Consider the following 12427-nt stretch of genomic DNA (forward strand, 5'->3'; position numbering starts at 1 on the left):
CTAAGTTTAAGAAGGAAGGATTATCTGTAATGCTTTGTGATATTAGTCTCTGTTCACAGATTCTCGATGCTTCCATTGGGATGCCTGGAGTATTAGGGGTTTAAAGAGAATTATTTTTAATAATTACGTCAGGTGGGGTGAGTTTGAAGAAATTATTTGCAATTACTACTTTAATAATAATTAGTTTTATTTTAATTACAAGCCCGAGTGCGGAGAGTATTGAAAGGAGAATCGTTTCAAACACTTTGCTATATACCGCAACTACCTCTAAGGCAGCCGACGTCTTAGACTTTATAATTATTCCCAACAACTACATAAAACAAAGTGAATTAGGACAACGCAAACTTCTAATGAAAAAGTATGATTCTGAAGTATATTTGGAACCTTTAAAAGATATGGGGGATGAGTACTGGATAAGCTGGTCTTTCGATAATAACTGGGACAAACAAGAAGGCACATGCTTTACGTTTCGCAGTTTGCAAGAACCTGATTTAAACGGTAATAGGCTTTATTCTGATGCAAATACAAAATTTCAGGCAGTAAACGAAAACGGTCAATCAATACACGGTTCATGGGGTGGTGGAGGTAGCACTTATAATTATGGGTTTAATGTAAATAAAGAAATATTTAATTCGAGTAAACAGATTAAGGTAAAATTAGAAGGATTTAATCTAATGCACTACAAATTAAAGAATTAGTATGTAGAAGGTTTATTATTCATTATATAGTGTGTATTTGTGTAATTTTTAAATAATTGCTTCTTTGTGTCATCAAGCAATCGGTAAAAAGTTGTATACTGCATTACTTTCAATCTTAAAGCTTCAAGGTTACCATAATGCTTACGCAGCGATCTGTTTACCAAATGAAGTGAGCGTTGGAATACACGAGTATTTTGGATTTAATAAGATAGGTCACTTTAAAAATGTTGGATTTAAACTTGAACGATAAGCATGATGACGGTTGGTGGGAGCTTTTTCTTCAACCGCACAATTCTACGCCCAGTGAGTCACTTCCGTTAAGGAATATTGAACAACATGAAATTAGTAAAGCACTTATTCAAGATTAGGAACTTCGGGAGCGTTTTTTATCGGTTGTTCTGAGTGGAGTTTATTAGATTAACTGCCTGTCACAAATTGTGGGAGTTTGTATTGGCAGGTAAACCCCGCTGGGGTTTCTGTCTGTGTTAACAGATACGTATTTATATATCTAGGTCACTAGTATCTCTAACATGGAGAAATAGTGCATCCAGCCATGGCGTAGCCACCGCCGGGGTGGCGTATCGGTGGTAATGGAACGTTGAGGTATTATAGTTAGAGAAGATTTATATTTCAGAGACAGGGCACGTGGAGACAGTCGTGGTGATAGAGCGGGTATAGCTGCTGGTATCAGCGGTTTTCAGGGTTTTGGGATAATTTGATAGTGTGTTTTATGTTCCCTAGGACAGCTGTTTTGAGGGAACTTTTTGTTTTAGGGGTCGTACTTTTACACAGAAATAAACAATTGCGCGGAAATAATGGGTGTTTTGCCAAATAGTATTTGATTTTAGGTAAAACGACCCCCTGTTTCAGTTATATGCATTATTTAATGACTCCTTCAATAAGATTACTTCTTATCGCTTTCGTATAAATCATTGATTTACCTTTACGTCATACTTTATCAATTGGAGTTAACTCCAAGTCAATACTTTTTATTCGGATTTAACATCAATTTATCGTAAAAAAATAGCCAGCAAAGTCTTCAATTGTCAAAGACTATCTGTTACATTTGCTATATCAACATCGTCTATCAACTGAATTTGTCAAGAGTTTTCTAAAGCGACATACTTCAGTCTCACTGTGTTTTCTGCTGAGACACTTTACGACATTGTGTCCGGACGAAGCACGTTAAGACGGTGCTTCTGCTCAGAGATTGCGGTTAACTGTGTCAAGAAAATTGAGGAATTTAATGCACCCCCAAAAACACATATGCACCCCCTTTATCAAAAGCGGAGTGTATCGTTAATTTGTATCAATAGTTGAGTTATTAGACAATTAAGTACTCAATAATTGATACAATTAATTGTGGCAATACTCATAAATTTTTGTTTTGTGAAAAGATAATGCTTTCCTAAATGTTACATATTTCTGAAGTGATCCTCACAGGAAACTGACCTGTGGGGATTATTTTACTTAACTGTTTGTATATAACCGGGATATTGGATAAGCTTAGGCTAAGATATAGTTAGTAGGATAATAGTAGGATAATTGGAACCATGCGCACTGGAGGTAGTGGAATGGACTTATATAAAGACAAAGATACCATAGCTGTGGGTCGTCGTCATACCGTTGGTCTTAAATCTGACGGAACGGTGACGGCTGTAGGTGATAATAATTATGGCCAATGTGATGTAAGCGGTTGGTGCGATATTGTGGCAATCGCGGCTGGTAATGTTCATATGGCGACGAACACGGGTAATGCTCATACAATCGGTCTTAAATCTGACGGTACTGTGGCGGCTGTTGGTTGGAATAAGCATGGCCAATGCGATGTAAACGACTGGCGCGATATTATAGCGGTTGCGGCGGGTTGGCGTCGCACCATTGGGCTTAAATCGGATGGCACGGTGGTTGCTGTGGGGCGAAATAATGAAGGTGAATGCAATGTAAGCAGCTGGCATGATATTGTGGCGGTCGCTGCGGGTGACTGGCATACCATCGGTCTTAAATTGGACGGAACGGTGACGGCTGTGGGTAATAATCGGTATCAACAATGCAAGGTAAGCGGCTGGCGCGATATTGTGGCGCTTGAGGCGGGTTACCTTCATACTGTTGGACTTAAATCGGACGGAACGGTGGTGGCTGTTGGTCGCAATAAGGAAGGAGAATGCGATGTAAGCGGCTGGCGCGGTATTGTGGCGATAACGGCGGGTAGTCATCATACCATCGGCCTTAAATCGGACGGTACCGTGGCAGCTGTGGGTTGGAATGAGCATGGCCAATGCCATGTAAGTGGCTGGTGTGATATTGTGGCGGTTGCAGCGGGTTGTGCTCATACTCTCGGCCTTAAATCGGACGGCACGGTGGTTGCTGTGGGTGATAATGAATATGGCCAATGCGATGTAAGCGGTTGGCGTGGCATCCAACTGCCGGCAATTAGTTTTCAATATTAATAATACATATAATAATGAAAGCCATGCGCCGTTAAGTAAATGCAATATAGTAGGGTCTCCTGGATAGTGAAACCTTAATTTGTATTGGTACTATACAAACAATGGCTCTAACCCATTATCTTTCAGTTATTCTTATTCGTGACCCAATATAGGTTAATGTGCAGTTATGTTAACTTGGGGTGTATTAAATGATATCTTTATTCAAAGAAAGAGTCGTAAATTTGGAAACAATTGATAAAACTCATACCGTTTGGGGTAGTGATGCTCTCTTAATATATGTTCAGAAAGGGGTGGGAAAACTTAAAACGCAAACTCTATCTGAGAGAGAGAAAGTAACCTTTTCACTTTTATTAAATGGCAAGCCGCTTATGGCATTATGCTCAGATAATTATTATTGTCCAACGTGCGAAAAACTAATTAAGAATGGCTATGGACTTCAGAATATCGACAATTCGTTGATACAAAGTGTAAAAGAATCTCAACAAACTCAAAGTGATATAAATGAAGTCTTTGATAAGCTTAGTCCGCTTCTAGCGTTATTAGAAAATGGCCTTTATATGATTTCAAGAATTGAAATGTCACCTACCGATGGAGAAGGGAGTTTCTTTTGGAGTTGTAATGATAATAAGTATTATGGATGGTTTTTTCTCAGCATTATTGGATGGTCATCATAGGGCTACCGCTGCATGCTTAGCGGGGCAAAAAATTAACTGCCTGACTATTTGAGTGCAGTATATAAGTCACATCCTTTCTAATATTTCGTGTGAAAGATATTCAGGTGGATGTGTGATTTGCAATTATTGTCGTTTTATGGTTTAGTGGGAAGAAAAAATCACCTCAGCACCTGTAATACCTGGAATAAGATTTCTTAAAGAAGATAAATATGCTATATGTCATATAGATGATTTTTCAGACCACTTAAAGAGTATAATACGAAATCAACTTTCCTCAGTTTGCTACGGTCCTTCAAAAGCTTCATCCGGAAGAATAGCATATAATTATAAACAATTATAAACATACTCTTAAAGAATTTGTGAGAGCAAGACACCGATACAAAAATAGGGATGATAGGCGAACTTACTGGTGGCTCTGCCACACCAAAATATTCAATATAGCATATTTGTTGGAAGTTGTGAAGCAAAGATTTATATAACACGAAGGAGAATGGTATGAAAACACTATTACTATTAGCAAAAGGATTTGAAACGATGGAATTTAGTGTCTTTGTAGATGTATTAGGATGGGCAAGAAATGATTATGGATCTGATGTACAAGTTGAAACTTGTGGATTTAAGAAAGAAGTTATGAGTACTTTTAATATCCCTATATTAGTAGATAGGATAATAGATGAAATAAATGTTGATGAATATGATGCATTAGCAATTCCAGGTGGATTTGAAGATTATGGATTTTATGAAGAAGCATATGATGAGAAGTTCTTAAATCTCATTAGGGAATTTGATATTAAGGGAAAAATAATTGCAACGATTTGTGTTGCAGCCTTACCTTTGGGGAAGAGTGGGGTGTTGAAGAATCGTAAAGCTACAACCTACCATTTGAATGATGGGTATCGTCAAAAGCAATTGGCAGAATTTTTAGTGGATGTAGTTAATGAACCCATTGTAATAGATAAGAATATTATTACATCTTATTGTCCGGAAACTGCATCAGGTGTTGCATTCAAACTATTGGAGTTATTGACATCCAAAGAACAGACGGAAGTAGTTAAAAAAGCAATGGGCTTTTCATAAGGGTTATCTGTTTGGATATGAGGAGTTGGGCGAAACCAGTTATATAAAATAATAATGAAATAACATCAAAAAATAATATCAATCAGACAAAAACATCCGCAGGGTTGGCAGCATGATGTGCTAACTTTGCGGATATTTTTTTGTTTTAGGGATAAACGATTTTGAGGATCTTCTGGAATAGAAGCATTAGTCAGGAGTGAATATTAATGATTTGTTTTATACTTTGATTAACTTCTCTCAGTAGCTGTTCGCTCATATTCCAGGATAACCAATTAACTCCAAACGATTAATTATAATAAAAAAATTATGAATAAAAATAATAAAAAAATTATATTGTATTGACTGAAAATTGGGGGGTTTGATATAATTACTAATGGAATTCCAAATATCATTAAATAGAAATCAGGAGAAAAATAGTGTGATGAACGAAGCCGATGTTGAAAAGGCCTATGCATTATTAAATCTGGACAGGCAAATAGTTGGGATTAAGATAGTTAAGTCTAAAACTGAATTCGAGCAAATTCAAGCCAAAGAATTGACCTATCCGCTTGCTTATTGTGTAGCGGTTAAGCATGCAACAAATGGGATTGCCCTAAAAATGACCAAAGAATTTTCAGGGTGTGGAGGAAGTACGAGAGCTCTCGGCTTAACTCTACCTACAGAAAGTTTTTTTAATGGTCAAGATGGTTGTGACTTAGGTTTATATGCATCGCCCGAAATTGCTGCAAGTGTTGCCAAGCAAATGAAATTTTGTCCTCCTGATACATATGGTGTCATTATTAAACCACTGGACCAATTTGAGATAGACCCGGATGTTGTTTTGATGGTGGGCGATAGTTATCAGATTATGCGCGTCATACAAGGGTATTCCTATGTCTACGGCATACTACCGAATTTTAATATGTTGGGGAATCAAGCAGTTTGTGTGGAATGCACCTCTTATCCCTTAATGACAAATCAAATAAATTTTTCAGTTTTTTGCTCAGGGACCAGATTTTTAGCAAAATGGCTAAATACTGAAGTAGCAGTAGGAATTCCTTTTGAAAAGTTTGGGAAGGTAATTGAAGGAGTCCGTTTAACCGTCAGTGCGGTTGAAATGAATGAGCGTAAAAAGGTTATCCAAGCTAAGCTAGTCAAGTTGGGTTATGCTGCTTCGGAAATAAGTTTTGATGACCCTTATTATTTGAGATTAGAAAGACAAAAACAAAAGCAAAAGCAAAGAAGGGAGGCTAATTGATCGGAGGCTTATGGATAAAAAGCGATTCTTGATTATAGCCATTCAAACTTTGCTAGTGTGTGGGTTTCTAGCCTTATGGGAGTTGTCTGCGAAAAGTAAATTGTATAATCCATTTTTCACAAGTTATCCCAGTGAAATTCTTAAAGATCTCATAATTTTTGCAAAAAGTGGGGATTTAGTCTATCATACCTCAATTACATTGAAAGAATCACTCCTAGGTTTGTTGTATGGAACAATCTTCGGAATCTTGTTAGGAGTGCTATTTGGTCAGTTTGTAACCCTTGGAAAAATCTTTACCCCGATTTTGACGGCAATTAATGGTATTCCTCAGCTGGCATTAGCCCCAGTATATGTTTTATGGTTTGGGCTAGGGTTAACTTCCAAGGTTTTTTTGGCAGGTTTAATGGTGTTCTTTTGCGTGTTTTTTTCCACTTATAATGCTATCAAAAACATCGAACAAAATTTAGTTGAGTCCGCCCATATCTTAGGTGCTAATTCCCTCCAAACTTTGTGGTACGTAGTATTACCAGCTAGCTTGCCCTGGATTCTTTCGGGTATCCGTGCTGGGGTAGGAGCATGTATGGTAGGTGCAATTATAGGTGAGTATATGGGTGCTGCCGGTGGCTTTGGCTGGATGGTAACCTATGCGACCTCCTTCTTTATGGTTCGTAGAGTTATGTCCTGTATCACCATCTTGTTGATAGTAGGCATTGTATTAAATCGGTGCTTGGATAAAGTTGAGGAATTTGCACTGCGCTGGAAGGTGGAAACCAATTTATCGATGAGTACGGAAAGGTAATTTTGTCGTAAAATAACAAATATATTTAAAGGAGAAAAAGAAATGAAAAGATTTATCGCAATGATGCTCATAATGGTTATGTCAGTAACGCTTTTGATCGGATGTGGCACAAAAGAAACAGCGACTAAAACAGCGAATCAGGATTTAACAAAGGTAGTTATTTCGGAGTTCAGAAATTTAAGTTGGTCTGCAGTTTATGTCGCTTATCAAAATGGCTATTTTCAGGAAGAAGGCATAGCTCCTGAATTCGCCTTATATAAAGATGGACCAATTGCCTTCCAGGGTATGCACGGCGGAGATTCCCAATTTTGTTTATTGTCACAGGAGCCAGTTCTGAAGGCAGAACAAGAAGGCTTAAATTCTTCAATCATTTATACAGTTTTAGATACCAGACTTTATGGCTTTGTTGGCGCTAAGGATGTTAAAAGTGTGAAAGACCTTAAAGGTCAAGTAGTTTTTGCAGGCATGCCAGGGTCAGCGCCTTACTCTTTTGTCTCTGCAATCCTTAGAGAAGGCGGTTTAGACCCACAAAAAGATGTTACCTTTGTTAATATGGATTACAGTGCTTCGATGTCAGCCTTAAGTCAAGGAAAAATCAAAGCGAGTTATATTAATGTAGACAACAGAGTGGAGATCCAACATATGGATGTCCATATGTTGGTAGATACGTCCAAGCCCAGCGATGCGGACAAATATTTAAAAGCAGATATTTTTACCGGAGAGATTATTGCTACTACAGGCGAGTTTGCTGCTAAAAACCCTAAAACCGTTCAAGGCTTTGTTAATGCAGTAAACAAAGGTACCAAATGGATTAATGAACATAGTGCAGAAGAAGTGGCTAAATTGATTTCACCTTTATTTCAAGGGATGACAGAAGATGTTTTAGCTAAGAAAATAGCAATCTTAAAAGGTAGTATCACCAAAACTGGCTATATTTCTGAAGAATCCCAAACAGCTGTTGAAAACTTCGCTATCAACACTGGCGTAATAAAAGCAGCAATCCCTTATAATCAAATTATTGATATGCAATTTGTTAAGGCAATCAAATAACTTTTAAAGATGGAAAAAGCTATGTGCTATATAAGATTTGAAAACATTGAAAAATCTTTTGATGACAGAAAGGTCTTAGATAATATCAATATTTCCATTGAGCAGGGCGAGTTTATTACCTTGTTAGGTCCTTCCGGTTGTGGGAAAACTACATTGCTGCGCTGTTTGGCGGGCTTAGTAAGAGTAGATAGTGGTAAGATTTTTTTGGACAACAGAGATATTACTTATGCTTTGCCCAAAGAAAGAAATCTTAATATGATTTTTCAGCAGTATAGTTTATTCCCGACTATGACAGTCGCAAAAAATATTGCCTTTGGGTTAAAAATGCAGAAGCTTGAGCAAGCAGAGATTAAAAGAAGGGTTGCCAATGCCCTGGAAATGGTTGATCTTGTGAGAAGTGAAAATAAGTACCCCGGACAATTATCGGGCGGTGAGCAGCAACGAGTAGCCTTAGCAAGAAGCATTGTGACCAAATCCAAAGTCTTACTTTTGGATGAACCGTTTAGTGCAATAGATGCCAAACTCAGAAAAGCTCTGCAGATAAAAATTAAGGAAATTCATCATGAATTAGGTATGACAACTATCTTTGTAACCCATGATCAGGAAGAAGCCATGCGGATGTCTGATCGGATATATTTAATTAACAATGGCAAAGTTGGACAGATGGGTTCGCCAATGGATTTATACTTAAATCCCGAGACAACTTTTGCCGCAAGTTTCATGGGGCATTGCAATCTATTATCCCACGAAGTATTTCAACAAGTAACTGCAAGTGAGCATGTTAAGAAAGGTTTCTATGCAATTCGTCCTGAGAATATTGGGATGACTTTGCAGGAGAACACAAAACATACCGAAAATAATTATTACGTTAAAGGAATCGTCAAGCGCATTATCCCTCAGGGTAATATTATTCGTTATACAATATTGGTTAATGGGAATCTTATCGATGTCGATACTTTGTTTGAAGTCAACAATCAGTTCGCTAGAAATAGCGAGGTATATTTGTCAATTGATAAAGAGCTGATAATCTTCTTCGATAGCGTTTAAAAACAATTAAGGGGATGCTCAGGCATCCCACAGACCGTGAAAAAAGGGGCTGTCTTACTGCGACAGTGGTGGGAAAGAGCATATGGCTATAGAGATAGCGGATCAGTTTATGAGAGAGCAAGAGAAAGTGAAAATATATTTCAAAAAGGTACACCTTTATTAGATAACTATGCATCGAATATGAACAATTGAAGAAAAGACTTTTGTTGAGGGAATCCTAATGAATGTTATTAGCTCGATTGAAGAGTCTAATGGCAAAATCTTAGCGTTTAATTACTCTCTAAAAAACAGAGAAAGAGATAACAGAATAAGTTAAAATGCTCAAGCGCATCTTAATAGGTGTGCTTTTAGTTTGTAGCATGATTAATTTAGTTTTCGCGAACCGCACATCTTTCCATGAGATTCAAATAGATTACTGATATATTGTAATTTAGACTTTTAAGGAAGACAATGGCCACATCCGATTTAAGAAGACCTGTGCCCACTGTTGCAAGGGGGTCGCCTCGGAACCCGAGTGCCGGCAAAGTGATCGACCTCATGGAGGCCCTTAAAGCAGTGTGGAGAAGGCCAAAAAAGGGAAGGAACCGGCTTAATTATATGAATGCAAAACTCAACGAATATAACCAGAAAAGGAATTTTGCAAGAACCTTAGAACCGGAAGGCATGACAGAAATGGCCGAAGCAGGTCTAGGGTTTGTCGTGCAACACCATATAGCCCGCAGAGATCACTACGATTTCCGTCTGGAATGGGACGGAGCCCTCTTGAGCTGGGCAGTGCCCAAGGGCCCTTCCTATGATACCCGGGACAAGAGGCTTGCCGTACGGGTAGAGGAGCATCCTTTGGAATACAGGAACTTTGAGGGGACAATTCCCAAAGGGGAATATGGCGGCGGTGTGGTTATGCTCTGGGATGAAGGCGGCTGGGAACCCTCTGGGGATGTGGAGGACGGACTCCGTGCAGGGATGCTGAAATTTGTTCTGAACGGACGCAGGCTTAAAGGCAAGTGGGCTCTGGTACGCTTGAGAGGGAAAGCTGGCGAGAAGCAGGAAAACTGGCTTTTGCTTAAGGAAAAAGACGAGTATGCTAATACTGGCAACGGGATTTCCGATTTTACTACCAGCATCAGAACCGGACGCACCATGACGGAAATTGAAGAAGGGGAAGAGGAAAGGATCACGCACAACCCCTTCAGCAGCACCGGCGTGCAGCTTGCCAAATTAGTCAATACGGTTCCTGAGGGTAAGGATTGGCTTTATGAGTTGAAATACGACGGTTACAGGATATTGGCTTATAGTGAAGGCAACAGCGTCCGGCTTATCACCAGGAACGGCAATGATTATACAACGCGGTTCCCGGATGTGGCCTCTTCCCTCATGGATTGGGCTAAGGGAAGGGCGATGATTCTGGATGGCGAAATGGCCATCACGGATGAAGCGGGCAAGACGGATTTTCAGGCTCTGCAGAACTATCTGAAAAAGCCCCAGGCCAAAAATCTGACCTATATCGTCTTTGATCTCCTGGCTCTGGATGGGGCGGACCTCCGGGGACACCGCCTGATTGACAGGAAGGAAAACCTTGAAACTTTGCTGAAGGATGCCCCCCAAAACCTCCACTACAGCCGGCATATCAGTGGAAACGGCAAAGAAAGTTTCGCTGCAGCCTGTGCGGCAGGCATGGAAGGGATCGTCGGTAAAAAAGCTGATTCCATTTACAGCGGAACAAGAAACGCCGACTGGATCAAACTTAAATGCGATCAAAGGCAGGAATTTGTGATCGGTGGCTATGCCATTTCCAATAAAAAAACGAGCGGGATAAGTTCCCTGCTCCTTGGCGTCTATGAAGGCGGTGAATTAGTCTATGCCGGACGTGCCGGCACCGGCCTGAGCGAATCCACCATGAAAGAGCTGGAGGGAAAATTTGCGTGCATAAAGAGAATGGAGCCCTCTTTTCAATTCGCGCCCAAGCCCAGGTCTAATGAAAAGATCACCTGGCTTGAACCTGAACTGGTGGCGGAAATTAAATTTGCTGAATGGACCGAAGACAATTTGTTAAGGCAGGCCAGCTTCAAAGGCTTGCGGAGGGATAAGAATCCTAAGGATATAAAAAGGGAAAAAGCAGATGACGAAATACAGCCTCAATCATCCGCTAAAGAAGCGGAGAGACCCATGAAAGCAAACGCCAACAGTATCATCATCGAAGGAATCAAGATCAGCAACCCGGACAAGGTGATTTTTGCCGACCCGGAAATCACCAAAGCGGATGTGATCCGGTATTACGCCCAGGTAGCAGAGCGCATGCTGCCCTATGTGAGCCACCGGATCCTCAGCATTGTGCGCTGTCCCAAGGGCATCTCCCAGACCTGCTTCTATAAGAAGCATCCCGGTCCGGGAAGCAAAGGAATTGTAACCATGCCTATTTCCACCGGTGACGGAGAAACGGAAGACTACTTCTATATTGAGAACCCATCCGGACTGATCGCCGAAGCGCAAATGGGCACGCTGGAATTTCATATCTGGGGAAGCCGCGTGGACCAGCTGGAAAAGCCTGATCTGATGGTATTTGATCTGGATCCGGATGAAGGAATGGATCTGAGCAGGGTACGCCAGGGCGTGCGGGATGTGAAAGCTATTCTTGCCGAGCTTTCCCTGAACTCCTACCTCAAGACCAGCGGCGGCAAAGGCTACCATGTGGTCGTCCCTTTAAAACCTGCTGTTGCCTGGGATGGGTTTCACGATTTTGCCAGGCGCGTTGCCCAAGTTATGGAGCAGAAGTGGCCTGACTGCTACACAAGCAATGTGAGAAAGGCCAAGCGCACCAACAAGATCTTCATCGACTGGATTCGCAACGGCAGAGGCGCTACCAGCATTGCCCCTTATTCTATAAGAGCGAGAAAAGGGGCCGGAGTGTCCATGCCTATCACCTGGGATGAACTGGACACGGTGGCTCCTGACGGGGTCAATATGGCGGAGGCGCTCCGGAGGATCGGCGGCAACGATCCCTGGAACGATTTTTTTCGGAATAATCAACAGCTTCAATGAAGGTTGCAATGAAAACACAAGAACTCCCCCTCTATTTTGTTTTTTCAGAGCTTGAATATATTATATTCCAGTATCTTCTTTCAGGAGGAATGAATTCAGAGTTTTCTGGCAATAACGAGGACACTGATCAAGCTATCCATTGTTTGTGATGGATTTCGTGATAAGGAACACCTGCCTCGGTGCCACTGCAATTGCCTATGCAAGTCAAAGCACTGTTGACTCGACTAAAAACAAAAATCCAACAGGCAGAGCAAAGAAGTGCAATGATTTGCATACTTTCTTTAGCGGGAAAAAATCAACACACGTAATCCCTCCACATTAAACTGATTGGTTAAAGTGTAACAAAACATATTCTG

10 protein-coding genes are annotated in these 12427 nt (G+C 40.4%); all 10 read left to right on the forward strand.

Translation table 11 applies throughout. The features are described from left to right. The first annotated feature begins 143 nt into the window (after nucleotides 1-143). The 10 genes from DOT_RS22235 to ligD all read left to right on the forward strand — a co-directional run bounded on the left by DOT_RS22235 (nucleotide 144) and on the right by ligD (nucleotide 12071). The gene (locus DOT_RS22235) at nucleotides 144-698 is read left to right on the forward strand and encodes a hypothetical protein (RefSeq protein ID WP_009623755.1); all 555 of its coding nucleotides are present in this window, start codon (nucleotides 144-146) and stop codon (nucleotides 696-698) included. A gap of 1574 nt (nucleotides 699-2272) precedes the next feature. Next, a complete protein-coding gene (locus DOT_RS22240) occupies nucleotides 2273-3148 on the forward strand; it encodes a chromosome condensation regulator (protein ID WP_040413218.1) in 876 nt (291 codons plus the stop codon). 221 nt (nucleotides 3149-3369) lie between these two features. Further along, complete coding sequence (locus tag DOT_RS22245; protein ID WP_139024278.1) at nucleotides 3370-3822, forward strand: hypothetical protein; 453 nt, start codon at nucleotides 3370-3372, stop codon at nucleotides 3820-3822. Nucleotides 3823-4317: 495 nt separating this feature from the next. Further along, entirely contained in the window at nucleotides 4318-4899 is a 582-nt protein-coding gene (locus DOT_RS22250; protein WP_009623760.1) for a DJ-1/PfpI family protein, read from the forward strand. A gap of 421 nt (nucleotides 4900-5320) precedes the next feature. Further along, complete coding sequence (locus DOT_RS22255) at nucleotides 5321-6136, forward strand: DUF169 domain-containing protein (protein WP_009623761.1); 816 nt, start codon at nucleotides 5321-5323, stop codon at nucleotides 6134-6136. A 10-nt stretch (nucleotides 6137-6146) separates the two neighbouring features. Further along, complete coding sequence (locus DOT_RS22260; RefSeq protein ID WP_009623762.1) at nucleotides 6147-6935, forward strand: ABC transporter permease; 789 nt, start codon at nucleotides 6147-6149, stop codon at nucleotides 6933-6935. A gap of 42 nt (nucleotides 6936-6977) precedes the next feature. Further along, nucleotides 6978-7985, forward strand: coding sequence for an ABC transporter substrate-binding protein (locus DOT_RS22265; RefSeq protein ID WP_009623763.1), 1008 nt, complete (start codon nucleotides 6978-6980; stop codon nucleotides 7983-7985). 9 nt (nucleotides 7986-7994) lie between these two features. Continuing rightward, nucleotides 7995-9032 (forward strand): ABC transporter ATP-binding protein, encoded by a 1038-nt coding sequence (locus tag DOT_RS22270; protein ID WP_009623764.1) that lies wholly within the window; start codon nucleotides 7995-7997, stop codon nucleotides 9030-9032. A 36-nt stretch (nucleotides 9033-9068) separates the two neighbouring features. Further along, nucleotides 9069-9224, forward strand: coding sequence for a hypothetical protein (locus DOT_RS30750; RefSeq protein ID WP_009623765.1), 156 nt, complete (start codon nucleotides 9069-9071; stop codon nucleotides 9222-9224). A gap of 405 nt (nucleotides 9225-9629) precedes the next feature. Then, nucleotides 9630-12071, forward strand: a complete 2442-nt coding sequence (gene ligD / locus DOT_RS22275; protein ID WP_009623767.1) for a DNA ligase D — start codon at nucleotides 9630-9632, stop codon at nucleotides 12069-12071. Nucleotides 12072-12427 lie beyond the last annotated feature (356 nt).

Origin of the sequence: Desulfosporosinus sp. OT (assembly GCF_000224515.1) — a bacterium.
In the GTDB taxonomy this organism is placed as follows: domain Bacteria; phylum Bacillota; class Desulfitobacteriia; order Desulfitobacteriales; family Desulfitobacteriaceae; genus Desulfosporosinus.